The organism is Pseudomonas fjordensis (genome assembly GCF_976987115.1).
Window position 1 is genome coordinate 5,282,692 of sequence record NZ_OZ336860.1, and the last position, 24,649, is coordinate 5,307,340.

Annotated in this window: 23 protein-coding genes and 1 pseudogene; 19 read left to right on the forward strand and 5 right to left on the reverse strand. The window is 54.6% G+C overall.

Annotated elements, in window-relative coordinates; translation table 11 throughout:
* The first annotated feature begins 68 nt into the window (after window positions 1-68).
* The 8 genes and pseudogenes from ACWHXD_RS24085 (at window position 69) to ACWHXD_RS24120 (ending at window position 8,677) form a co-directional block, all read left to right on the forward strand.
* Window positions 69-794, forward strand: coding sequence for a PFL_4669 family integrating conjugative element protein (locus ACWHXD_RS24085; protein WP_008437331.1), 726 nt, complete (start codon window positions 69-71; stop codon window positions 792-794).
* A gap of 5 nt (window positions 795-799) precedes the next feature.
* Window positions 800-1,339: a DUF3158 family protein gene (locus ACWHXD_RS24090; RefSeq protein ID WP_008437334.1), complete on the forward strand. Its 540-nt coding sequence runs from the start codon at window positions 800-802 to the stop codon at window positions 1,337-1,339.
* A 15-nt stretch (window positions 1,340-1,354) separates the two neighbouring features.
* The gene (locus tag ACWHXD_RS24095) at window positions 1,355-1,819 is read left to right on the forward strand and encodes a single-stranded DNA-binding protein (protein WP_008437336.1); all 465 of its coding nucleotides are present in this window, start codon (window positions 1,355-1,357) and stop codon (window positions 1,817-1,819) included.
* Between the two features lie 110 nt (window positions 1,820-1,929).
* The gene (locus ACWHXD_RS24100; RefSeq protein WP_008437339.1) at window positions 1,930-2,355 is read left to right on the forward strand and encodes a hypothetical protein; all 426 of its coding nucleotides are present in this window, start codon (window positions 1,930-1,932) and stop codon (window positions 2,353-2,355) included.
* 178 nt (window positions 2,356-2,533) lie between these two features.
* Window positions 2,534-2,731: a CrpP family ICE-associated protein gene (locus ACWHXD_RS24105; RefSeq protein ID WP_073845721.1), complete on the forward strand. Its 198-nt coding sequence runs from the start codon at window positions 2,534-2,536 to the stop codon at window positions 2,729-2,731.
* Window positions 2,732-2,830: 99 nt separating this feature from the next.
* Window positions 2,831-4,734, forward strand: a pseudogene (topA, locus tag ACWHXD_RS24110) (type I DNA topoisomerase).
* 110 nt (window positions 4,735-4,844) lie between these two features.
* A complete protein-coding gene (locus ACWHXD_RS24115) occupies window positions 4,845-6,725 on the forward strand; it encodes a hypothetical protein (protein WP_019818088.1) in 1,881 nt (626 codons plus the stop codon).
* A complete protein-coding gene (locus tag ACWHXD_RS24120; RefSeq protein ID WP_024073377.1) occupies window positions 6,722-8,677 on the forward strand; it encodes a DEAD/DEAH box helicase in 1,956 nt (651 codons plus the stop codon). The genes ACWHXD_RS24115 and ACWHXD_RS24120 overlap by 4 nt, the downstream gene beginning before the upstream one ends.
* A 255-nt stretch (window positions 8,678-8,932) precedes the next feature.
* Here ACWHXD_RS24120 and ACWHXD_RS24125 read toward each other — a convergent pair whose 3' ends face one another.
* Genes ACWHXD_RS24125 through ACWHXD_RS24145 form a run of 5 tightly spaced genes read right to left on the reverse strand, consistent with a single transcriptional unit; the run spans window position 8,933 to window position 12,377 of the window.
* The gene (locus ACWHXD_RS24125; protein WP_008437347.1) at window positions 8,933-9,481 is read right to left on the reverse strand and encodes an arsinothricin resistance N-acetyltransferase ArsN1 family B; all 549 of its coding nucleotides are present in this window, start codon (window positions 9,479-9,481) and stop codon (window positions 8,933-8,935) included.
* Between the two features lie 19 nt (window positions 9,482-9,500).
* Window positions 9,501-10,235 carry an arsenical resistance protein ArsH gene (gene arsH / locus ACWHXD_RS24130; protein ID WP_008437348.1) on the reverse strand — a complete coding sequence of 245 codons (735 nt, stop codon included), beginning with the start codon at window positions 10,233-10,235 and terminating at the stop codon, window positions 9,501-9,503.
* Entirely contained in the window at window positions 10,235-10,705 is a 471-nt protein-coding gene (locus tag ACWHXD_RS24135) for an arsenate reductase ArsC (RefSeq protein ID WP_008437349.1), read from the reverse strand. Before ACWHXD_RS24135 ends, arsH begins: the two co-directional genes overlap by 1 nt.
* 9 nt (window positions 10,706-10,714) lie before the next feature.
* Window positions 10,715-12,004, reverse strand: coding sequence for an arsenic transporter (locus ACWHXD_RS24140; RefSeq protein WP_008437350.1), 1,290 nt, complete (start codon window positions 12,002-12,004; stop codon window positions 10,715-10,717).
* Between the two features lie 22 nt (window positions 12,005-12,026).
* Window positions 12,027-12,377, reverse strand: a complete 351-nt coding sequence (locus ACWHXD_RS24145; protein ID WP_008437351.1) for a metalloregulator ArsR/SmtB family transcription factor — start codon at window positions 12,375-12,377, stop codon at window positions 12,027-12,029.
* Between the two features lie 456 nt (window positions 12,378-12,833).
* Between ACWHXD_RS24145 and pilL2 the strand changes: the two genes are divergently transcribed.
* The 11 genes from pilL2 (at window position 12,834) to pilM (ending at window position 24,070) form a co-directional block, all read left to right on the forward strand.
* Window positions 12,834-13,991 (forward strand): PFGI-1 class ICE element type IV pilus protein PilL2, encoded by a 1,158-nt coding sequence (gene pilL2, locus ACWHXD_RS24150; protein ID WP_019818090.1) that lies wholly within the window; start codon window positions 12,834-12,836, stop codon window positions 13,989-13,991.
* A complete protein-coding gene (gene pilN / locus ACWHXD_RS24155) occupies window positions 13,991-15,805 on the forward strand; it encodes a PilN family type IVB pilus formation outer membrane protein (protein WP_019818091.1) in 1,815 nt (604 codons plus the stop codon). The genes pilL2 and pilN overlap by 1 nt, the downstream gene beginning before the upstream one ends.
* Before the next feature lie 3 nt (window positions 15,806-15,808).
* Window positions 15,809-17,140 (forward strand): type 4b pilus protein PilO2, encoded by a 1,332-nt coding sequence (gene pilO2 / locus ACWHXD_RS24160; protein ID WP_024073376.1) that lies wholly within the window; start codon window positions 15,809-15,811, stop codon window positions 17,138-17,140.
* Complete coding sequence (gene pilP / locus ACWHXD_RS24165; protein WP_008437355.1) at window positions 17,130-17,702, forward strand: type IV pilus biogenesis protein PilP; 573 nt, start codon at window positions 17,130-17,132, stop codon at window positions 17,700-17,702. The genes pilO2 and pilP overlap by 11 nt, the downstream gene beginning before the upstream one ends.
* Before the next feature lie 12 nt (window positions 17,703-17,714).
* On the forward strand, window positions 17,715-19,274 hold the full coding sequence (locus ACWHXD_RS24170) for a GspE/PulE family protein (protein ID WP_019818093.1): 1,560 nt from the start codon (window positions 17,715-17,717) through the stop codon (window positions 19,272-19,274).
* A complete protein-coding gene (locus ACWHXD_RS24175; protein ID WP_019818094.1) occupies window positions 19,264-20,403 on the forward strand; it encodes a type II secretion system F family protein in 1,140 nt (379 codons plus the stop codon). Before ACWHXD_RS24170 ends, ACWHXD_RS24175 begins: the two co-directional genes overlap by 11 nt.
* A gap of 88 nt (window positions 20,404-20,491) precedes the next feature.
* Window positions 20,492-20,944 (forward strand): type 4 pilus major pilin, encoded by a 453-nt coding sequence (locus ACWHXD_RS24180; protein ID WP_171902656.1) that lies wholly within the window; start codon window positions 20,492-20,494, stop codon window positions 20,942-20,944.
* 10 nt (window positions 20,945-20,954) lie between these two features.
* Window positions 20,955-21,896 (forward strand): ATPase, T2SS/T4P/T4SS family, encoded by a 942-nt coding sequence (locus ACWHXD_RS24185; RefSeq protein ID WP_008437359.1) that lies wholly within the window; start codon window positions 20,955-20,957, stop codon window positions 21,894-21,896.
* Window positions 21,886-23,202 (forward strand): shufflon system plasmid conjugative transfer pilus tip adhesin PilV, encoded by a 1,317-nt coding sequence (pilV, locus tag ACWHXD_RS24190; RefSeq protein ID WP_019818096.1) that lies wholly within the window; start codon window positions 21,886-21,888, stop codon window positions 23,200-23,202. Before ACWHXD_RS24185 ends, pilV begins: the two co-directional genes overlap by 11 nt.
* Window positions 23,135-23,572 carry a hypothetical protein gene (locus ACWHXD_RS24195; protein ID WP_124356003.1) on the forward strand — a complete coding sequence of 146 codons (438 nt, stop codon included), beginning with the start codon at window positions 23,135-23,137 and terminating at the stop codon, window positions 23,570-23,572. Before pilV ends, ACWHXD_RS24195 begins: the two co-directional genes overlap by 68 nt.
* Before the next feature lie 57 nt (window positions 23,573-23,629).
* Window positions 23,630-24,070, forward strand: coding sequence for a type IV pilus biogenesis protein PilM (gene pilM / locus ACWHXD_RS24200; RefSeq protein ID WP_019818097.1), 441 nt, complete (start codon window positions 23,630-23,632; stop codon window positions 24,068-24,070).
* Window positions 24,071-24,649: the final 579 nt, after the last annotated feature.

Here is a 24,649-nt window from a genome sequence, read left to right on the forward strand (position 1 = left end):
TGCTGCGTCTCCTATAGCCAAATTGCAGCATGGGTACGTCAATCCTCTTCCCAAGGAAACACTGCACCATGGCTGATAACTTCCGGCTCAACATCGGTTCACTGCGCAGCGATGTGAAGCTCACCCTTCACACTCACCACGCCGCTCGTATATGGATGGGGCGCCCTAAAAATGACCTCAAAGCCGGCATCATTGGTCTGTCAGGGTTCTGCACTGTCGTCAATCGAATGTCTCGAGGCGCCCAACAGGATGATCCCTACTCTGACTGGTGGATGATCCTCCTCGAGGAAAAGATCAACGATTCCAAGGAAGCGTTAAAGACCATCGAAGATCGCCTGGACACAGCCATGGCCTCTCTTCCACCGGCCATCAGCATTAGCGAAAACCTCTCGATCCAGCCTGTCAGCCTCCCGCTGTACATCTCCAATCCCCTGGGATTTCAGGCTGTGTACCTGCTGACGAACTACGACGAAATTGTCAGACGCATTCTGTTGGCCCAGCACGTTGGCCTTGTCGGGCGCCACGATATGGAAACCTGGATCGACGAAGGCGCAGCGGTACTGCGGAGACTGTTTGGTCTGGCCCAGATCTATAAGTACTCAGGCGCTGCCCGCGACGACTTCGCTGCAAACAATGCCAAGGCTGAAGCAGCCCGCAAAATGTACGAGCGGTACGGTGAGCTGCCACAAGACATCCTGGAAGGCACCCGCCGTTCGAATTTCGCGCCACCGATCATCCGCGGTCAGCAGCAAACCGAGACGGATGATCATCTCGATGACCCCGTTGAGGGTTAAAGAGCATGGGCCAGATTCCCTCCAATGATGGGTCGCTGCAACAGACCGCCTTCCGGCCACTGCAACAGGAAGCCTTTCAGCGACTGCAACAGGCTGCCTCACTAAAGGGCCTTTTAAAGCCTTTTAAAGGTAAGGGGGAGCTGACCCAATTTGCCGATCTTTGCCGAGCTCAAGAATCGGACTTAAAAGCTCTTGCCCAGGAAGTGCTGAGCCAGGCCCGCCGATATCCATTCACCCTAGTTCCAGTGCGGTTGACTGAGCAGAACACCCAAGCCGGCACCCAGTTTTTGAGATGGCAGCAGGTGACAGATCGGCGGATGGGCGTAGGGGTTTGGGCAGAAATGATGGGCTCACCCAGAACACCGGAATCCATGCTGCAGGATCTTTACGTGATGGAGCTGCAGCGCATCACCTTGAATATGCAAATGAGTTTGCTGCACTCGATCACCAAACAGGCCGCCGAGTGCGCAGAAAAAATGGGCCAGGCAGAGGCCGTGTATACCGCTCGCCTGCAGCAGCTCAACAACCCAACGCAACACCAATAACCTCGGAGAATACTCATGGGCACGCCCGTACAAGGCTGGGAAGGCAATATCGGTTCTGCACCGGAATTCAAAGAATTCCCCAACGGCAATAAAGACCCACGTCGACTCATGCGAGCCAACGTTTACTTCGACAATTCGATTCCGGATGGCAAAGGCGGCTACGAAGATCGTGGCGGTTTTTGGGCGAATGTGGAGTGGTGGCACAAGGACGCCGAGCATTATTCGCAACTGTTCCAGAAAGGTATGCGAGTGCTGGTTTCCGGTCGCGCCGTTATGGACCGTTGGAAGAACGACGATGGCGAATTCGAAGCTTTGAAAATCCAGGCCAGCCGGGTCGGCATGCTGCCACACCGCGTGACCATGGTGAATCTGGCGCCTTCGCAAAACCAGAATTCGCAACAGTCCAACAGACCCGAATCGCGGCCGCAGCCAGCTCCAGGCCCGGATGAATATCCAGATACCGATCCACCGCAATTCTGAAAACAGGGGCTTAATTTTTCGGCCCATTCGTGTAGCTGTCGGTGTTGGGGGAAACAGCTCATCGTTTCCCCCGACCTCATTAGAGAACCACTACAAATTAGGACGTGCCGATGGATGAAGTTTTGAGGGACCCAACAGGGTACGTTGTCATTGGCGCAGAGCACCCAGCTTTAGGCCGTGTTTACTGGGCTTACTTTGATGAAAGCGAGGTGAATGCTCCGGACTACTACGGGCTCACCCTGGACATAAACCGAGCATCATGGGCTCCAGTTGGGTGGCGAACGGGAGAGTATCTGATGGGGGGCCGTGGAGAGACAGACCTTGATACCTGGCAAGCCCGCCGATTTATCAACACCTTGCTCGATGAATACCGCTTAGATACTGAATACCGCGTCGACTTTGACGACGACGACGAAATGACTGAACACTTATACGGCAAGCTGGAACAACTACGTGTTCAAAGCGGACAATCCACTCAGGACTTCATCGCGTGGATCAGAGTTGCGAACTGGACGGACGAGCCAGCTTCGAATTGACATCAAACCGCCAATTGGTTGGCAAAAAATCGCGCCATTCGTTAACTTTCAGGTTGAGTCACACTTCCATTCGGCTATCTCAAGCACAGAAGTTTAAAACTTCCGTTTTTGATGCAAAAAAATGCGCTATTCGTGATGTTACTGTCTGATAGATCTGTTCTTCGGGGACCGATAGCCAATGGCGCAATCTCGAACTTCTTTGAAACCAGCAGATAGGCGGCAATTCAATAACCCCCATACTGCCGTTCAAATAGCCGGTGCTGACGCCGCCCGAAAAGGGCTACGGGTGTATGACTGCCCTTACCACCATCCTGCGATGCGCGCGTCGTGGCTAAAGGGCTTTGCCCAGGAACAGCAGCTGACGCTGGACCTCTAGCCGCTAAAAGCCTCCCGTTGTGCATTGACCATTTCCCATTGAAGCCTTACCTGCCATGACGTGACAGTCCCGCTCTGCATAATTGAGAAGGGGCACACCGTGAAGCTATTGATCATCGAGGCACCTGGGAAGCTGAAAAAGCTTCAGCCAATGATGAAGAAACTGCGCCCAGGCGAACACTGGTTGGTTGTCGCCAGTGGTGGGCACATACGTGACTTGCCCGCCAGAGGGCAGGACGACAGCATGATCACCACAGGCGTCCGCAAAAATTACACACCGGTGTACGAGATCCTGGATAAGAGCGCCAAGGCCGTGCGGACCATCAAGGCCGCAGCTAAACAGGCCGATGAAATCTACCTCGCAACCGATCCGGATCGCGAAGGTGAAAGCATCAGCTGGCACATCCAGCAGGTACTGGCGGTCAAATCCTACAAACGCATCACCTTCAATGAAATCACCCTGAAGCGTGTCGCAGAGGCTCTAGCCAATCCTCGCCAAATCGATTTGAACAGAGTCGCGTCACAAGAATGCCGGCGTGTACTTGATCGTTTGGTGGGTTACCTGGTGACTCAGGAGCTACGCCGACTGATGGGCAAGCCCACCTCTGCAGGCCGCGTGCAATCGCCTGCCGTATACCTGGTGGTTTTGCGCGAGCGCGAGATCCGCAACTTTCAGGTAATCAACCACTTCGGTGTGCGTCTGAACTTTGTGGATATGAATCAGGGCACCACCTGGTATGCAGACTGGCAACCGGTACCGGATTTCGCGAGCAAAGACTTTCCTTACGTTCAAGATGCCAACCTGGCCCGACTCGTCGCCGGCACACGTAATGTCGTCGTCGAGTCCTGTGAAGACCGCAAGGCCGAGCGCCACCCACCCGCGCCCTTCATCTCTTCCACCCTTCAACAAGCAGCCAGCAACGCCTTGAAATGGGACCCGGACAAGACCATGCAAGTCGCCCAGCGATTGTATGAACAAGGCGTGATCACCTACCACAGGACGGATAATCCCAACGTACCAGACGAGGCCATGGAGGATATTAGAACCGTAGCTAGATCTATCGGATTGAAGACCGTCGACGAGCGACGTACATTCAAGGCCGCCGAAGGCGCGCAGGAAGGCCACCCCGCTATTACCCCGACGCATTGGGCTGATACAAAAGCTGGTGAGAACGACGAGGAACTCGCCCTGTACAAGTTGATTTGGGTCCGGGCGCTGGCCAGCCAGATCGAAGCGGCGGTATTCGACGTGCGTGCTGTAAAACTGCTCGCGGTTGGCCCAAATGGTAAGGCTTTGCGATTCAATGCAACTGGTGAAACCCTTTTTCATCCTGGGTGGCGGAAACTGCTCAAGGGCGATGACACAGACGATGAGGAAGATGGAGCAGCGAGCAACCCAGTTCCTGCACTCACACCAAAACAGATCATCTCTGTGCACAACGGAGAACTGCTGAAGAAGAAAACTCAGCCGCCATCCCGCTACACCAAGGCCAGTCTAATCAAAGAAATGGAGCGCCGCGGTATTGGTCGTCCCAGCACGTTCGCCTCGATCTTGAAGAACATCACCAGCAAAGGAATGATTGAGGAAAAAAGCCGCAAGCTGGTACCGGCGCCGCTGGGGGAGGAAACAATCGCGAAGCTGGAAGGGTTCTACAGTTTCGTGGAGCTCGATTTTACGAGGGAGCTGGAGCGGGATTTGGACAAAGTCGCCCAGGGCCAAGACACCTATGGAGCTGTCGTTGCGCGTCTGCATAGACGCCTGGAAGAGGAACTGTCTCAGCAACGTGGAATGCCGAGTGTGCCGATGGCGTCCGCTCCACGCCCAGCCACAGCAGGTGGCGCTTTCAACTGTCCCAAGTGCAATCAACCCCTCGCAAGGCGACAAAAAAAGGGGGCGGTGGCTATGACTTTTGGGGTTGCACAGGCTTCAAATCGAATGGATGCAAGGTGAGTTTTCCAAACTTGAATGGCAAACCAGATCTCAATAAACCCAGAGGGGTGTGACTTCTGCCATTGCCGATATAAATCACCGACAACGCCGTTACGCATTAACCCTAGAAGCCCACCATTCCTATACCTGACAGTCCTCTGCGAAATTGCAGAGGAGGTCATGGGTGAGCGTACAGAAGAGACAATCGGTGGTGGGGCTGCGCATCTTAGCGCCGAAGCTGGAGAAGTTCTCAGACCGGCAAATTGAAGTCGCCCAGACCTGGGCTTTACAATTTAACGTACCGCCCTCCCAGCTGACCTCCTTCATCGATACCTATCTGAGTTCCACTGTCCATACTCGTTGCTGGTGCGTAGCCCTGCCCTCTACAGATGATCAAACACGGCGGCTCCTGGCCAGAATCGGCGATCACCTCCAGTACTTCGATGGTCATCAGGTTAAGGCCTGCAAAATCTTCAGCAAGGACCGCGTGCATAAGAGAAAACCCACCGCAATGGTGGCCCAGCAGCTACTGCTCAGGTTTGAAAAACGCTGGTATGCAGACGTCCTACTGACCTCCTTCTGCAAGTCTGCTGGAGAGAGGGCGAAAGCCCTTTCGATTGAAGATCTAGGAAGCTTTAATCGCCGCGGCTTCGATTGGACGGCGAGCAACAATCGGTACTTCAATCCCCGCACCCGATTTTACCTGAAGCAGATTGGCAGCACGCTGAAGCAGTTTTGCCAGTGTCTGGACCAAGAGCTTTTATTCGCCATTCGTTCAGCGCAATGTCCCTCACCCAAGCTCTATAACTGGCTGGCTCAAGGTGACCGAAAACGCCGCCTTCAGGCCCTAAAAGCCCAGCCAGTACTGATTCCACTTCTGGTACTAGCAGATCAATGGCCGTGGCCGTGGGATGGGCAGCAGCAGGTATACATGAACTGCCCATGGGATGAACTTCAGGCGTGGCGCCCATACTGGAGTGAGGACCGTTATTTGATTTCCGCTGAAGAGTGCCTGGTAGGTCGCATAGCCGACGCGGGCCTCCCCCTTTCCGACACACTGGCTTGGCTGCTACAGGCGCCGCGCGCTGCAGTGCGCTACCTGGGTCAACAGCGGGTATTCGATACCGGCAGTGCATTGACCCGTATCAGCCGCGAGGGGCCACAAGGACCCTGGCATCGACTGCTGCTGGGAGCCTCACTGGGCAATCGCCGTCCTCTTAAAAAAGCGCACTGGATCACTCTCTTCGCGCTGCTGGATAAAATCCCGTATCAACTGCTGGATCAAACGCAGGACTGGAACAGGCTGCTGTCAGGGTGTCCAACTGATTGGTCGGACGACAATTGGTCCAAAATCGCCGACGACTTTCGAGACCTGAACGAGCTCTTTAACAACGTTGATGAGAGCGACGGACCAGCTTCTGGTGAAGCACTGCAGAAACTCAAAAGCTTCATTGCTACTGCTTCCTATCACCAGATCGCCAGCTTGGTGAATGGCTTTCACCTCGCGTTGATAGACATCCGTGAGGCTTTAGATGCAGTAGATCCACAAACAAGAACAGACTCTTTAACGCCCTGGAAGCCGCTGCTTTATTCAACCAGCACACCCCTCGTGAGTCCAAATGGGCTGCAAATTATCGAACTGAAGTGCCCCGCCGATCTTGATGCGGAACATCGAGCGCTGGGCCATTGCATTGATGGTTACGACTACAGTGCTTATCGGGGCATCTGCCGTCTTTTTTCGGTTCGCGAAAACGGGAAATCGTTGGCCTCTGCAGAAATCCAAATGGATGAAAGTGCCTGGGGCGAAACGTTAGCAAAATTGACTCCCAAACACCTGGTGACGATACAACTGAGAGGGCTCCGCAATCGCACACCTAAGTCGGGCTCCAGGGTTGACCGGGCCTATCAATGGTTTTGGGCAAAGATCAAATCGGGTGAGCTCGCCATTAACCTGGAATGGCCCGACCAAACACTATCCATGTCGCGCTATACAAATCGAAACCGGAAAAAAATGCATGCCCAGGCCTGTGCGGAATGGATCAACCAACGATTGAGCAGGACATGAGTCGTCCACGTCTGATGAACCGCCGGCAGGACCTGGTCGAAAAAGTCATTTTTGACGGCTATGACTTCGGGGTCTTAATGCAATACGTTGAGGGTGCGAACCGGCTGTTTCTCGAACGTAATGGTTTCTATATTCGGCGTGCCGAGCATCCTCAACATCGCTATTGGCGATTACCAAAAGGCAAGTTGCTGGATGACCTGGATGTGCTCTTCCACCGTTTGATGGAGTTGTCCGAGGACCGTTTCAATGAAAGTTGGGAGACGTTTTCACATAAAATCACAGCCGCACAAAACGACCCAGATCGGCAGGCATTCACGTGGGGGCTGACCTTTCGGATAGCTCCACTCGTTCAGGGCGGGATCCTGCTGTCAGGTGACTACCATCCTGGCGCGGTCGCCGTTTCAAGGCGCATGCACGGCGTGTTTCTCGGGCATTCCAAGTCCTGGCGCATTGACGCTGGTGCGGAAGTGGTGCGAAGCAACTTGATCCTGGAGCTTGGATTGTCGGAGGATCAGTTCGAAATCCTCGACACCGTGCAAGAGCTGCTGACCGACGGATCCGTTGTTCCAGCTGATGAAATCACCCGCATCAGTCTTGGTGGACCGCCACAAGAGCGCGCAGCAAAAGCGGCTGACGATAGCACCTCAACCGATGTGTATTTAGCCGCGGTGCCCTCAATCGAGCGCACCGGGTCCACTACCGAACAGATTAACCAGGCATTGGCTGGTTATTCTTTACTGGACCATCAACCGGCAGGCATCCGGCACTTGCTACAGCGCACAAGCGCCTTGCTTGCGGATGACATGGGGCTTGGTAAAACTCGCCAAGCAATCATTGCCGCTGCAATCCGAGCAGCTAATAGACCCATCTTGGTTATCACCCTGTCGACGTTGATCATCAACTGGCAACGCGAAATCCAGATGGTGTATCCCAAGGCCACTATCGGCCAACAGGTCTTTGATCCCTCTTCGCAATGGATTATCACCAACTACGAACGCCTTGGCGATTTTGTTCTGCATGCAGGACACTTTGAAGTGATGATCATCGACGAGGCGCACCGCCTGAAAGAGCCGACCGCCGCGTGGACACGTCACGGCTTCGACATTGCCGCCAAGATACCCAACCGTTACCTGCTGACGGGTACGCCAGTCCTCAACCGAGAATCTGAGCTGCACACGCTGCTACGGCTATCCGGCCACCCCGTTGGGAAACTGCCCTTGAAAGAATTCTGCGAACAGTTCGCCGGCAGTCAGGATTTCCGCATGAATCTGCGGGGCGCAATCGGCGATTGGATGCTCCGTCGACGCAAGGATGTCTTGCCCGGTCTCAAGGGCAAACAGCGCCAAACTTTACCCATCGAACTCACTGCTGAAGAGCGCAAGCAATACGATCAAATTCGGCTCGAAGACAGGCCTAGCCTCGCCAGGTTGGGATCACTGCGTCAGTTGCTTGAGCAGGTAAAGATTCGTGTCGTAATGGATCTGCTGTGCGAACTGGACGCGGAGGACAAAGTAATCTTGTTCTGTGAGTTCAAGGATACGGTAGGAACACTTCGCACTCGGTGCAAGCAAGCTGAGTACGGGTGCGTCACGGTTGTCGGCAGTGACTCTGTAGGCAAACGGCAGAAGGCGATCGATCAATTCCAAAGTGATCCAGAAACCCGCGTCTTTGCCGCCACTACCTCCGCTGCCGGCACCGGCAACAACCTCACTGCGGCCAACTATGTGATGTTCCTGGGCCTCCCCTGGACGCCTGGACTGCAGGACCAGGCTGAGGACAGGGCCTACCGCAATGGGCAATTGCGCATGGTCGTGGTGAAAATCCCGCTGGTGGAAAACACAATCGACCAGATGCTTTGGCAAATGCTGCAGGATAAGCGTCAGTTGGCAAGTGACCTCATTGAGCCCGACGCGGCCGGCAACGCGAGACAAGCATTGGCGACCAATTTGTAGATCTGCGGTATATCACTGCTTCTTAGTGGCTGAGACCTTGTAAACGTACTTGGAACCATTACTTTTGTTTTCTGGAATCTAATAGGCCTCCCCATCGGCAACAATAGTTTCGTTCGATATCTGCAAACTTCCGAAAGTGGCAAATCTATTTCGATTTTACCCACTTTGCTCGTATTCATTTCGAGGAGTCGAACATAATTGACTTTGTTACGTATTAGAATCTTCCCATCGCTCATAATGGCCGTCGAGACCCATTCAGAAGAGACTGATCTCACTGAAAGGCACGGACAGTTTTGGCGGACTCGTTGAATCCAGCGCGATACGCCAATATCCAACATCATGCCAAGCGCCATGCTTGAATCCTACTTCTGGATACGTACCGATGTGAGCGAAGCCTAGTGCTTCATGCAGCCCCACGCTGCCATCGTTTGGCAGCGCGATCCCGGCAAAGGCTGCGTGAAACCCTTGCCTTTTCAATGTCGGCAGCAACACGCCATACAGTGCCCGGCCGACCCCGCTACGGTGCGCTTCTGGCGATATATAAACGGTGACGTCGACCGACCAGCGATAGGCCTCACGAGCCCGGTGCTGACTGGCATATGCATAGCCGATGAGCTGGCCGTCTCGCTCCGCTACCAGATACGGGTAAGTCGGCAAAGTCGACCCAATCCGCTTGGCCATCTCTTCGACTGTGGGCGGCTCAAGCTCAAACGAAATCGCCGTATGCTCAACCATCGGTGCGTAAATTGCCTGGATGGCTTGAGCGTCCGAAATCTGCGCAATCCTTACTGTGGTGTTGCTCATCCTCTATCCCCTTGGTCGCTCAAATCGATCTTTGATTGACTCGTTTCGAGAGTGCTTCGGCGCTTTCCTTGCGCTCCGAATAGCGGTCTACCAAATACGTTTCCCGGCCCCGAACCATCAGCGTGAACTTCATCAGTTCCTCCATCACGTCCACAACACGGTCGTAGTAGGCGGATGGCTTCATACGCCCTGCGTCGTCGAACTCCAGAAAGGCTTTGGGTACTGACGACTGGTTTGGGATGGTGATCATCCGCATCCAGCGCCCGAGGATCCTAAGCTGGTTTACCGTGTTGAAGGACTGTGATCCACCGCAGACCTGCATGACGGCCAACGTCTTGCCCTGGCTGGGGCGGACAGCGCCCAACGTGAGAGGTATCCAGTCTATTTGGGCTTTGAATACAGCAGACATTGCACCGTGACGCTCTGGCGAACACCACACCTGTCCCTCTGACCACAGAACCAGATCCCGCAGCTCTTTAACCTTTGGATGGTCTTCCGGAGCGTCATCAGGGAGAGGCAGACCCGAGGGATCAAAGATGACGGTCTCGGCTCCCATTAGGGTCAGGATGCGCGCGGCCTCTTGGGTCAGCAGCCTGCTGAAAGAGCGCTCACGGGTTGAGCCATACAGCAACAAGATGCGTGGTTTGTGAGTCGGTTGCTCGTTGCCTTGCAGGCGATCCAGTGTGACGAAGTCGATTAGCGACTGATCCAGATTAGGTAGATCCAGGCTGCTTTCCGAGGAAAATTCGTCCATTACAGTTCACCTATTTGATCTAGCTCGCGCTTCAGTTCCTGCGGTGTGAGCGCCGAATGATCCAAGCTGAAGAATGCCTCGAAACGCTTTTTAATCTGGACGACGGTCGCGTCAAATGCGGCTTGGATGTCGCTGTCTGTGCCTTCTACATCGGAAGGGTCGGCGAGGCCCCAGTGGCTTTTGACAGCAGGCCCGAAATAGACCGGGCAGGGTTCGCCTCCAGCCTTATCACACACGGTGATCACCACATCCGGTGGTGAGTCCGAAAACACCTCTGAGCCTTTGCTGTAGAGATCTGTGGTGTCGATACCAAGCGCTTGCAACGTACTCACGGCGCGTGGATTCAGTTGTCCGCTTGGGAAGCTGCCCGAACTGACGGCGTTAAAACCGCTCGGGGCCAGGTGGTTGAACAACCCCTCCGAGAGAACGCTCCGGCAGCTGTTTGCCGTACACATAAATAGCACTTTCATGGGTTTCTCCTAGACAGGGATGCTCAGCCGCGACGCCAGTGCCACCAGCGTTACCAGCAAGATAGGGAGGGTGAGGATGCTGCCGACTTTGAAGTAGTAACCCCAGGTGATGCGGATATTTTTCTGCGCTAGCACATGCAGCCACAGCAACGTGGCCAGGCTTCCGATGGGCGTGATCTTGGGGCCAAGATCGCAACCGATGACGTTGGCGTAGATCATGGCCTCACGTACCAGTCCTGTAGCGTCGCTGCCCTGAATGGACAGAGCGCCGATAAGCACACTCGGCATGTTGTTCATGATCGAGGACAACAGCGCAGCGGTGATACCGGTGCCCAAGGTAGCGGCCCATAGGCCATGCTCGGCAAATATGTTCAGCAGCCCCGAGAGCGAGTCGGTTAGGCCAGCATTACGCAGGCCATAGACCACCAGATACATGCCCAGCGAAAACACGACAATTTGCCAGGGCGCGTCCTTGATGACCCTTCTCGTGGAGATGATTTGGCCTTTACCTGCGATGACCAGCAGGATCATTGCACACGCAGCAGCAACAGCGCTGATGGGGATACCTAACGGCTCCAGTGCGAACAGACCAACCAGCAGCAGGCCAAGTACCCACCAGCCAGCAATGAAGGTCGCCCGATCTCGAATCACCGACTCCGGGGCCTCAAGCTGATCCGCGTCGTACTGGGCGGGAATGTCCTTGCGATAGAACATCCAGAGCATGAACAGTGTCGCGGCCACGGCCACTAGGTTCACTGGCCACATGACAGAAGCGTATTCACCGAAACCCACGCCAAAAAAGTCTGCCGAAACGATGTTCACCAGGTTGGACACCACCATCGGCAGACTGGCGGTATCAGCGATGAAGCCTGCGGCCATCACGAATGCCAAGGTGGATGCCGGGCTGAAGCGAAGCGCCGTCAGCATCGCGATGACGATTGGGGTCAGAATCAGTGCGGCTCCATCATTGGCGAACAGTGCCGAAACGGCTGCACCGAGCAGGATCATCAGCGCAAACAGACGTCCGCCTTTGCCCCGACCCCAGCGAGCGACATGAAGCGCCGCCCATTTGAAGAATCCCGCTTCATCGAGCAACAAACTGATGATGATCACAGCAATGAAGGTCGCGGTAGCGTTCCAGACGATGTGCCACACAACCGGCACATCCCCTAGACTTACGGCGCCAGTCAGTAGTGCCAGAACGGCACCCGCTGCCGCGCTCCAGCCGACACCTAACCCCTTGGGTTGCCAGATAACAAAGACGAGCGTAACTACGAAAATCGATGCTGCGATGAGCATGAGTATGTTCCAGATCAGGATGTCAGCAGCAGGAGGCTTGGCGCACGGGTCTGTCTTCCATGGAAGCCAGCCGTCCTTGATGGTCGTTAACCCAGGACTGGTGTGCCTGCGTAGTGACGTTCAGAACATCCAGTGCCCACTGTTCAAGCTCGGGATGCAGCCGGTAGTAAACCCACTGACCCTGCCTCCGATCTGCGAGTAACCCGCAAGCACGCAGTTGGGCAAGATGCCTGGAGACCTTCGACTGGTTATCGTCCAGTGCCCAGATTAACTCGCACACGCACAACTCACCCTCAGCCGAAAGCATGAGCATGATCCGGGCGCGAGTTTCATCACCCAAGCACTTGAAGAATGTGTGTGGTGTAAGGCTCATAAGCAATCGCTCTGCATATGTGGATAATCGAATATGCAGATTTAACCACGTTCAGCCTGCTTGCACAAATGCCTGTGGCGGGAGTTAACGATGGGGATCAATGCTCACCGGTCGACCACAGGGTAACGACCAGGAGGGATTAACAATCGCCTCAGCACGCGGACGGAGATTTGATGTTCGAATGGATGTTCGCTGAACGCGATTTTGGATTCATTACTCTAGGCGTAATGGCAGGATAGCTGGTCAGGTCGAATGCAATTGAGTGGTCAGCGTGAATGCAAATGAATGCTCAGCGTGAATGGAAATGGGTGATCAGATACTAGGTAATTTTCCACCTCGGTCGCGTCATCTTTGTATAGCCTATAAATACCTATAGACGTAGTTTTCTATTTCCTACTGCGCAGCTGGTACCAGCCTGTCACCGTTCCCCTATCATTACAGGGGGCCTCTCGGCACATGATCAGGCACGTCACCACGCTCTCGCTTCTAGCGTTAATCGCCAGTTGCACGACCCAAACGGCGCAGACACCCAAGCCCGCTTTCGACAGCAGTCGCAATCCGGACATGTTGACGCCAGACCTCTATCCTGGCGGCGCCGTTCCTGAAAAAGAACCAGTAGTGCGCTATGGCCGCTACACCCTCGTCAGCACGCTGCCAGATTCTGGCCAACGTGACCTGATGGCTCAGATTATCGACATCAGCATTCCAGCCAACATGCACCCAAATGTGCATGAGGCCATGCAGTACGTGGTGGACCGTTCAGGTTATACGCTTTGCTCGGCAGACTCTGGCCACGTCAACATCCTTTACACCCGACCACTCCCAGCAGCCCAATATAAACTTGGCCCTATGACCCTGCGTAACACCCTGCAGGTGCTCGCAGGTCCGGCCTGGCAGGTGAAGGTCGACGAGGTCAACCGTCAGGTGTGCTACGTCCTGCGCCCTGGCTACCAGCTCCCGGACTCTCCACGTCCTGCATCAACTCAGATTGCTCAACTCAACACATCGACAGCTGCACAGCCTATCGCAGCGAAGAGCAATAACAATGATGCGGGCAGCCAAGTAGTAGTCGCCGCCGTTCCCCAAACAGCGCCTTTCACAACAACGGCATCAGCCGCTACCCCTGTGGCGAACGCTGCACCAGCCAAAACCGTGGCCCCTCCTACGGTGATTACCAAGGATGGCTCTACAAAACAAACGTCTGCCTTGCCGACTCAGAGTCCGGCCTCGACTTCGTCCAGCAACCCAGATGCCAAGGCCGCTTCAACTCCGAAACTGGTCACCGCGCCGTCCGCAGTTTCTGCAGCGCCAAAGCCGGTTGCGACGGACATTGCAGCGCCGAAGCCGCTGGCCCAGACATGGACGGCTTCAACTGGCTCAACCCTTCGTCAAACCGTCGAAGGCTGGGCTGAAAAAGCGGGCTGGAAACTGATGTGGCAGGTCGATGATTTGGATTACTCAATTGACGCTCCACTTCGATTTGAGGGCAGTTTCCAAGAAGCCATTGGGTCGATTTTCCCTCTCTACGACTCGGCTCCACGGTCCTTTCTGGTCGATGTGGTCGACAGTAACTCCTCACAGCGGCTGATTTTTATTACAGAGAGGAACAAATGATGACTGCTCGTCTCTGGATCAAAAGCACAGCCTTGTCACTTATCGTCGCACTGGTGAGTTCCTGTTCGCTGCAGCGTGTGAATGAATCGGCCAGCCGAGCTGAAAATGACGCTGCGACAGCCTCTCAATACAGCCGATTTCTGAGAAATCAGCAGCAAGAGTCCGCGCGCGCTACGGTGGTGTTCAGCGACAAACCATGGGTGTCCAAAAAACCGCTGGTCGCCAAGCGTGGTTTACCGCTGACCATGGATTGCGACATCACCTATCGCCCCTCATATAACGTTGGGATCGCTGAGATCGCGCAGTACATCACTAGTGAATGTGGTGTACCGGTCATCGTAGCCCCTGACGCAATCGACCCAAGTGTCCTTTCCAGTTCGACGCAGGGCAACTCAGGACCTGCAGTTCCACCTGGTTTGGGCTCTGCCGACAACCTGACCAACTTCATGCCCGCCGGCGTCATCGGCAATGTTCCGAGCAACGCCCGCTCAATGAATTCGATTGGGCTGACTGCACCCAACACATTCCCCATTAAGTACAGCGGCAAGCTGTCAGGGTTGTTGAATCAAGCGACCTCCCAGTTGGGCTTAGCGTGGAATTATTCCTCCGATGATCGAAGCGTGCATGTCACTTACTTCGACACCAAGACGTTCGACGTCTGGGCATTTGGTGATGACCAGGTCATTGAAAGCACAGTGAAGTCGGGCTTGCTGACCGCTACAGGCAGCGGGAGCAGTTCCGGTGGTGGTGGCGGCGGATCTTCGTCGACAGGTGCATCGGGTGAATCAGGCAGCAACCAGAGCACCACCGTTACCATCAAGACCTCGCTGATCGGAGACATTGAAAAAAACGTCAAGGCGATGCTGAGCCAACAGCCCCAAGGTCGGATGTTCCTCTCGCGTTCCACTGGCACCCTGACGGTAAGTGATCGACCAGAAGTACTCTCAAACGTTGCTAAATACCTGAATTCGATCAACAGCAGTATCACCCGTCAGGTGTTGTTCAACGTCAAAGTTTTCGAGGTAACTCTCACCGACACAGACCAGACCGGCCTGGACTGGACGGCTGTCTATACGTCCTTGAGCAACAAATGGGGCTTTTCGCTGAAGAATGCCACCACCGGCATAAGCACGGGCGCGGTGTCGGGCTCGTTGAGTATTTTGGACACGTCGAAGTCTCCTTGGGCTGGCTCCAACTTAATCATCAAAGCACTTTCCGAACAGGGCCGAATCTCGAACGTTCGCTCGCCGTCGGTCACCACGCTGAATCTGCAGCCGGCACCCATCCAGATCGGCAACGTAAAGAGCTATGTCGCATCAAGCTCGACAACCACTACGGCTTCCGTTGGATCGTCTACTTCGCTCACCCCCGCGACTATCACCAGCGGCTTCAACATGATGTTGCTCCCTCGAATCATCGACCAGGACAACATGTTGCTGATGATCACCCTGAGCATGAGTAGCAAACCGACCTTCACCACTTTTACGAGCAACGGCTCCAGTGTCCAGACAGCGGATTACGACACCAAGAATCTGTCGCCCAAGGTCAAATTGCGCAGCGGTCAAACCCTCGTACTGACTGGTTTTGAGGAGAACAGCGAAAACGCAACCAAGTCTGGCGTAGGGGATCCTGGATTCTTCGGTTTGGGCGGCAGCCGTGTCCGCACCACAGGGCACAGCGTACTCGTAGTGCTGATTACTCCTGTTGTTGATAGCGACACAGGCAGCCCCAGCGCGGTGATTTCACCTGCTGCCAACGAGCCTTGGGGCTCTTGCCCTACCCCACTGCTGCATTGCACAGGTTCCAAGGGGTAAGCCATGGTTGCGGAAACCTCAAAAAATGCACGCTCTGCTCGAGTCCAGGTACTCCAGTATCGTGGAAAATCATTTGTCACCGGTCTGCGCTGGCATCCGCTGGGTAGTGTCACCGGGCACATGAAGGAAGCGCGCCAGTACGGTCGTGAGCACCACCTCGACATTGTCGCCATTAGAAGAACACCAGCCATTATTCAGGCAGGTTTTGTAGCGCGCAGCGAGGAGGTCATCAAAGGGATGTACTCGCTCGCGGCCACCCTGGCTGGACAGCTGGGGGACTCATGGATCGCGGCCTGGAAAACTGAAAGCGAGATTGACCAATATGCCCTCGTTGCTGTGTATCAAGGTGGCGTGATCTCTGGCTGCGACATGATCGGCACTGGTGCTGAGGTCCGCCGCCGAGTCGCGCAACAACGCAGTCGTGGGATCAACTTCGACAACGAGTACCTGCCCCCAGAGTTCGATATGGGCGGTCAACCACTGGACGTGGCAGAGCTGCTTCAGCCGTCGCATCTAAAACGCGAGTACCGGCTACGGCCACTCGTCTTTGGGCTATCCAAACCAGAACTTGTACAGCTGGCGGTTCTTGGCGTGCTGATCGCTGCCGGCATCATCGGATGGGCTCAATGGCAGAACCATCAGGACCAGATAGCCAAAGAGGCGGCTTTCCAGGCTGAACAGCAACGCCTGGCAGAGTTGGCCAGACTGCAAAAAGAATCCGGTATGGAACAGACGCCCCAAGCGCTTGAACACCCTTGGGCCAAACGTCCATCTGTTGCAGATTTCCTGGAGGGTTGCAGCAACGTCATTTATCAGTTGCCTCTGTCCATTCAGGGATGGCAGTTCACGAGTGCCGTCTGCGACGGCGCACAGGTTTTGTCCTCCTATAAGCGCTCGGGCAATAGCACGGCCGACAAACTGATACAGGCGACGCAGGGCCACTTTTCTGATCGGCCGGCCTTCTTTGACGAGGGCAACTCGGCCACGTTGAAATTCGACATCTCTCTACCCGCAGCCGGTGATGAGCCTCTAAAAGACGCCATCGTGATGTTGGCGAACCTGTCGTCTTGGCTGCACAGCTTCACTCAAACCCCAGTGCTGAAAGAAGTGCCGGTCGTTGTGCCCATTCAACCAGCGATACCGGGCCAACCTGCGCCACCGCCGCCCCCACCGCCTCAATGGAAGCAATTCGAGCTGAGCTATGCCACTGGCATTACGCCGCTGGACTCATTATCCGGCGCACCCAGTCAGGGCTTACGGCTGCGCGAAATCACAACCAAATATGAGACCGGCCACCTTGTCTGGTCAGTAATAGGTGACCTATATGCGAAATAAAGCGCTGTGCTTTTTGTGCTCCATCCTTGCGTTAGGGGCACCATCGAGCTGGGCAGATGAGAACACCCTATCTGGGGTGAACGTCGGCGAGCTGGCCCAGATTCAAAGCCAGACGATCTTGTTGAATGCCAAAGCCGAGAAGGCCAAGGCCGAAAGATCGATCAAGGGCGAAGACCAAAGTGCGACGACGCAGCCGTCAACTGTGTTTTTTTCTCAAGGAAACCTCACACAGCCGGCTGCAGCCTCGGCGCACAGCAGTGATACACAGTCTGACTTGCCTGTCGTGAAAGCGGTATTCGGCTCAGCAAAACGGCTGCGTGCGACTCTGCTCTACAGCAGCGGATTTGAAGTAGACGCAGATGCCTCATCTCGGGAGTTACCCGGTGGCTATCGCATGGCCATCCTCTCCGTCGAAAACGTGACCCTCGAGCGTGGCGGTAAGCGCTACCCCCTCGGCTTTTCCAGTACGCCCCCGGCCAGCTTGAGCAACGTTAACAATTCAGCCCCCAGCATTACCCCATCAGCACCTATGCCGCCTGGGCTGATCCCTGGCCAACGTTGATTGAGAAGTTCGATGACGATCCTGACTGAAAAACCAGATGTCATAGAGCCTGACAGTGATGAGTCTGCTGCAGTCCTACTGACGTCGCACCAAATACTGCTGACGGCCCCTGGTGGACCGTTTGAGCTGAAACCCGAGCTGCGTCAACTATGTGCGTTGACCAGCGATGGGATTTTGTATGTGTCAGCCCAACACCAAACGGATGCCTATGTCATGGCATTCGAGGACCAGCTGGAACACGAAAATCACCACTTTGAGGTCAAGGTCTGCTCGATGAGCACAATCAAGGCACTCTACCGCGCCAATGATGATGCAAATGGTAAAGCACTATCGGCGACTGAGACGAAGCGCCAGGCCCAGGTGGTGCAGCTTTTAGGAGAAGCCCACCGGCGCAATGCCAGCGACGTCCACTTTGTCGTAGGTCACGATATCACTCGAATCTTCTTTCGCATCCACGGGCTCTTGTGGGAGGCAGAACAGCACCAGAGCCAGGTGGGCATGGAGCTCTGCTCGTCCCTCTACAACAGCATGTGCGATGTCGCGAAAGACCACTACCAGCCGCAGGTGAGCCAGGACGCCAGGGTAAAACGCGCCTATGTCGACCAACTCGGTTTGTTCGGTGCCCGAGTCGCCACTCGGCCGCTCGTAGATGGCCCTCTGATGGTTTTGCGTCTGCTGTATGACGACAAAACCAAAATGACGCTTAGTGATCTCGGTTTCCTGACGCAGCAAATTGATGCATTCAGCCGCATCCGCAGCTTGCCTTATGGGGTGAACCTGATCACTGGACCCACCGGTTCCGGCAAATCGAAGTCGCTGCAGGTAAACCTGAACCTCTTGCACGAAGAGTGCGGTGGAACAAAACACATTCTGACGATGGAAGATCCACCTGAATATCCACTTCTCGCCAATCAGTCACCGCTGGGCGCCGGTGAAACCTGGAATGACGGGATCACCAATTCCATGCGACTCGACCCTGACATTCTCATGTATGGGGAGATCCGGGACCTTGCATCAGCACAAGCGGCTTTCCGCGGCGGTATGACTGGTCACCTGGTGCTGACGACACTGCACACCAACAACGCTGTAGCAGCTCTTCAACGACTGATCGACATGGGTGTAGACCGACACCTGGTTACTGATCCTGCACTGATGACAAGCGTGGTCAATCAATCCCTCTTGCCCGTGCTGTGTTCCCACTGCCGCGTCCCCGCACGCGAGCATCTCGGGCAGCTCAACAGTGCGCTGGTGCAGCACTTGCGCGATTTGGAAGCGATTGATGAGACCTACCTCAAAGGACCGGGATGCCCGCATTGCAAAGGCTTGGGCATCACCGGTCGCACGGTGGTTGCGGAAACTTTGCTCACCGACCTTGAATTCATGCGCGTTTTCAATGGGCAGGGTGCAAGTGCGGCACGTCGCCACTGGGTCAAGGAAATGGGCGGTATTACCAAGACCGCACACACGATCATCAAACTGAAACAAGGATTAGTAGACCCCCGCCACGCCGAAATGACGGTGGGGCCGTTGGACTTTGACCGGCAAATCCTGGAGCTCGCTCATGCTGAGTGACGTCAGAGCGATGCTGAATCGTTGGGCAGAGACCTTCTATGCCAAGCAGTTTGGCAAAAACGAAAGAATCCAGTTCTACGAGAGCCTGATGGGCATCCTTGAGGATGGTGTGTCGCTTGAAGACGCACTGCACACGGTGGCCAGAGCATTCAGCGATAACGGGCAGAAGCTCCATCCAGTGTCCCTTGCCTGCAGGGATATCGCGCAATCGGTAAAAGGTGGGAAATCGCTGAGCATTTCCTGCGAAGGCTGGGTTCCCTATGACGAGAACTCTTTGATCGCTTCCGGGGAAGACACCGGCAACCTGGTGCAGGCATTTCGGGACTGCGTGAGGATCATCGAAGTACGTCAGCGGATCAGCAAACTCGTAGCGTCCGCCACCGTTTTCCCCTCCATGGTGTGGAGCGTCATGGCGGCGTTGCTGTATGTGATTGCAGTGTGGATGGTGCCCTCCATGACACGACGCTCCAACCCCGAGGCGTGGACCGGCGTGCCGGCCTTCCTCTATGCCCTATCGAATTTCGTGACCCACTACGGGCTAGTGACGCTGATAGCTGTAATCGTCTTTATCCTCATATCGATCATCACTCTACCCGTGTTTTGCGGCCTTCAGATTACGGCCGCCAGCCCTTCGTGGAAGCTGCAGTTGAACAAGCTGCTCCAGGTCCTGCGAGTCCGAGCAGAGAGGCTCCCGCCTTGGTCAGTCTACAAGGCGCTCCACGGATCGATCTTTCTGCTCAACATGGCTGTGATGCTGCGCTCCGGCATCAACCAACTAGATGCGCTGACCTCTCTTCAACGCAATGCCTCTCCATGGTTGAAAGAGCGCCTGAGCGCCATTCATTACGGAGTGAGCGCCGGCAAAAACTTCGGTACCGCATTGAAGCTTGCGGGTCATCAATTCCCAGACCCCATGGCGATGCATTTTCTGGAAGTGCTCGCCACCCGCAAAGGCTTCGCTGAGTCGATGGAACGGTTTTCCAACCGGTGGCTGGAGCAAACGCTTCAGCGCGTCGAAGCCATCGCCAAATCTCTTATCGGCATGTCCTCCATGGCCATGGGGGTCATGATGATTCTGGTAGTGGTCGGGATCTTCCAGTTGGCCGGCAATGTGACTGCAACGCTTTAAATCAAACCTAAATGAGGTACTGGAAATGCCAACAAACACTCAAAACAACCAACGCGGATTTCTCTCCCTGGACGGGATGTTCTGGTTGATGCTGATCGCGGTGGCACTTGGTTTCATCGTGTTCATGGGCTACAGAACGTTCGGCAGCTCGGACGTCACCATTGAACAGAGCAATCTCGGCACGTTGCTGAGCAATACCAAACGACTGAAAAGCACCACGGGCTACGCCACGGCAGGCACCAACTTGGCGCCTTCTTTGATCAACCTCGAGGCAACTGGCGGCATGAGCATCAACGGTAATGCCCTGTCCAACCGCTGGAACGGCGCAGTGACCGTAATGAGCAACGGCATGACCTTCACCATCACAGAATCCAACCTTCCGAAAAATGCCTGCATCACCCTTGCCTCGAACATGGCCAAGGACAAACAGACAACGACGGCGATCAATGGCGGCACTGCAATTGCCGGCGAAATCACTGCGGTGGCAGCTGCGACCAGCTGCTCCTCGGACGCCAATACCATCGCTTGGACTTCGTACTAAGGAACTCAGTGTGAGCGTGATCTCTGATGCTGAATTCGTCGACCTGTACCTCGGCGATGGATTTGCCGACGCCAAAGGTCTCCCTGGGCAGGCACGAAGGGTTGAAGCGCCCGCCGAATGGCGGGCAGACCTTGAGCGCTTACGGGCGCAGTGCGAGGAAAAGCACAAGGCAACCCAGGATCCAGAGTTCGCCCTAATTGAAGATGGCGTCGTCCTTCGTGTAACCCAGTTGCTGGATTTGAATGGCAAGCCTGTGTTTGTCGTAAGCAAATCCTCAGTCCAGATCCGTCCATTGGACATGCTGGGTCTGCCCGACTATCTGCAGGACGCGCTGATGAGCGACACGGTACGCGGCCTGATATTTATTTGTGGGGAAATGGGCACAGGGAAAACCTCAAGTGCTGCATCACTGGTGAAAGCACGTCTCGAGGCCTGGGGAGGCATTTGTGTGGCTGTAGAGGATCCTCCAGAACCATTTTTGAATGGCAGGCATGGGAGTGGGCGCTGCATTCAAGTTCCGGTCTCTCGCCGGATGGGGGGATACGAGGAAGCTTTGATCCTAGCGCTGCGCACAAGAGCCGATTTCCTGTTCGTGGGAGAAATTCGCGACAGCTCGACAGCAGCACAAGTAATTCAAGCCTCGATCAATGGCCATCTCATTATCAGCACAGGTCATGCCGGCAGCGTTACTCAAGGCATTGAACGTATATCAGCCCTGGCTCAGCCGTTACTCAATAACGCCCGAGAGCTGCTCTCCAAGGGGTTGGTGGCTGTTCTTCACCAGTCCTTATCAAGTGGCAACGAAGGAAGTCGTCGATTAACCCTGCAGAGCCTGCTTTTCACAGGCGATGACGGACCGGGCATCCGAGAGAAAGTCCATGCAGGAAAGATCACGATGCTCGATCACGACATCGCTCACCAATCATCAAGGAGTCTCTGGAATGACCAGTAGGATCAAGCAGCGGGGGTTCTTGAGCTTGGACATGGCGATCGGATTGGCCGTTTTCTCCGTTGTCGTCACTTTGGCGATCGCATGGCAAATCAAGCAGATGGATTCTCAGGACTATCGAATTGCGGCTGATCAACAGAGAACCATTTCAGAGGCATTGGCCAAATATCTGAAGGATAACTACAGCGTGGTGCTGGCCAACGCGGCAGCAACCGTACCGGTGCAAATAACCGTTCCGATGCTCGTCAACACCAACTACCTTCCTGCAGGTTATAGCCCCACTAACGCCTTTGGGCAGACCATTGTCGGCCTCGCCCGGAAACCCAACGCCAATCAACTGGAAGTGATTGTGGTTACTACAGGTGGGCAGACGATTCCTGAAATGGGTATTCGAACCATCGCTGAAAATCTCGGAGGACCTGGTGGGTTCATCTCTTCTGCCAATCCGAACATCGTCCAGGGCGTGCGGGGTGGATGGCAGGTAGCACTAAGTAACTATGCTATAGCTCCTGGCCCAGGACATACAGCTAGCGCACTTTTTCTTATGGATGGAGCGTTGGCTAATGACTATCTATATCGAAACGCAGTGCCCAATCATCCAGAATTCAACACGATGAATACTGATATCACGATGGGCAACCACAATATTAACAACGCAGGAAGTATCACAGCGTCAGGCAACATAACAGCTAACGCCGACATTACAGCTCGAAACGTTATCGCCACAGCCAATGTTAATGCCGCTACTGCAACCATTACCGGTGATACCAGCACAGGTGGTTGGTTCAGAACACGTGGTGACACAGGCTGGTACAGCGAAAAATGGGGAGGCGGGATTTATCAAAATAGCCCCAACTGGGTCCAAGTTTATAACGACAAAAACTTTTCAACCGGAGGTGAACTATGGGGTGGAAAGATAACCTCGACGGGCAAGATAACGGCCTATGATCGCATTCAGACAAATGAATATTTGTCCCTGGGAGGCATAGCTACCGAGGGGCAACAGTGCAGTGACCGAACCCTTCTTGCAAAAAGCGCCGCGGGAATAACGTTGTCCTGCGAACAAGGCTTATGGAAAAGACCAGGTGGGTGGGAATTCCAGCTGATCCAGGGCACCTGCCAGGCGCCTGCCAGAGGAAGTGTGACCTGCTCCCTTGGCGACACTACATGGAAGTCATGCTCTTTAACTGGCGCTTTTGGCATCGGGGATAGTGAGACTGGGTACATCTTCAGAAATGCAAGTGGATGGTTTCTCTCCACATCTCGACTTTCCTGGCCAGGTCTTTTCTATTGGAGCTGCTTCAAATAAAGCATCCATTTATAAAATTTCAAAAACGTTTTATAGTATGTTTATGGGGATTATTGCAGTGCAGACGCTTGAGAATAACGTTGAGTATAGTGCTGGAGAATTACAGACCTGGCTAAGCACCCGAAGCAGGATATGCTCAACTGTGCTATGGCGTCGCGCACTAGAAGAAAAAGAGGCATTCGAGGTCGGCGAGTTCACTTACAAGTTACAACCAACGGCCTCTGGTCGTTATTTAGTAAAAAAGATCGCCACTATGGAATTAATCAATCCACAACGCAAACCAATGAGCATCAAGCGAGCCGCAAAGTGGACTGTCATTGCGCTTGGCCTAGTAGGAATTTGCTTAACATTGATTATCCTCACGAAATAGTTTTGTTATTGACGCGTAGGTGGTAACAACCACCATTTTGTGGATGGAGCTCATATCATGACAATGCAATGGCTCGTTTTGATGATTGTGCTCATTGCCTCCAGCATTTTCATGGAGAACCAACATCAGGACCAACGTACATCCGACTACGCTACCCTCGACTCACTGGGTCGCGGCTTTCTGGTGTACCGATCTGCCGCTACCGAATATGCCCAGGCCAACCCGGGCTTCAGCGGAGTACCGAGCGATTCTGCGCTCAACCTACCTGGGTGGTTTGTGAAACCTGTGGGCGTAGGTTCTTACATCTCATCAGGAACGGCCTATACTTATTTTGATGGGGTTGCACCGTCAGGCTTGCCTTCTGTGCTGGTAGACCTGACAAAGACAACTACCGTTGGTTTAAAGCGTTCAGGAATGCTGATTTCACAGATAACTGGGGCGACCGGTATAGCAATTCCGTCCCCTGTTCCCGAAGGTGCGGTCGTCGCAGTCAATTAGTCTGAGTCGACCGACTTTGAAAGGCGCCGGGTTGCATAAGCTCCGGCCTATCAACATAATGATCACAACAACGTTTCCACCCCGTTGGCTACTGGCGGTCATCAGTAGCGCCCGGTGATGCGGCTTGCCTCATCACCAACCCCAAAGCACGCATAGCTCCGGGAAGGGCGTGCGGACCTGGTTCAGAGCTCTCCCTGTGTCTCCCTGTTCAAGCCAGACACGCAGCCGTCTAACTCGTGAATTGCGAGTTCAAAGGCACATAGGGCTCTGTTGAGGTTCGAAGCACCGTAGTCTAAGGGCCACACTGGTGTTGTGGCCCACACTTTTTAAAGCTCACACAATAGGTAGCCTGATCATCTTGCAAAGGATGATCAGGCTACCTATTGGTAGCTGCTTTTCCTTGCCGGTGGCCCGCCGGCGAAACGCAGGGCTCCCTTTGTGCGCGGATGCGTGCCTTATGCTAGCTGGCCTCAGCCACGATAATCGGCCAGGTGTTGGAAGTAAGACGTTCAGATCACAGCCCAGGGATCAACAACGCCTTCATCCCGCACAGGTGGTATTTTTTTCTGAAAGACGCTA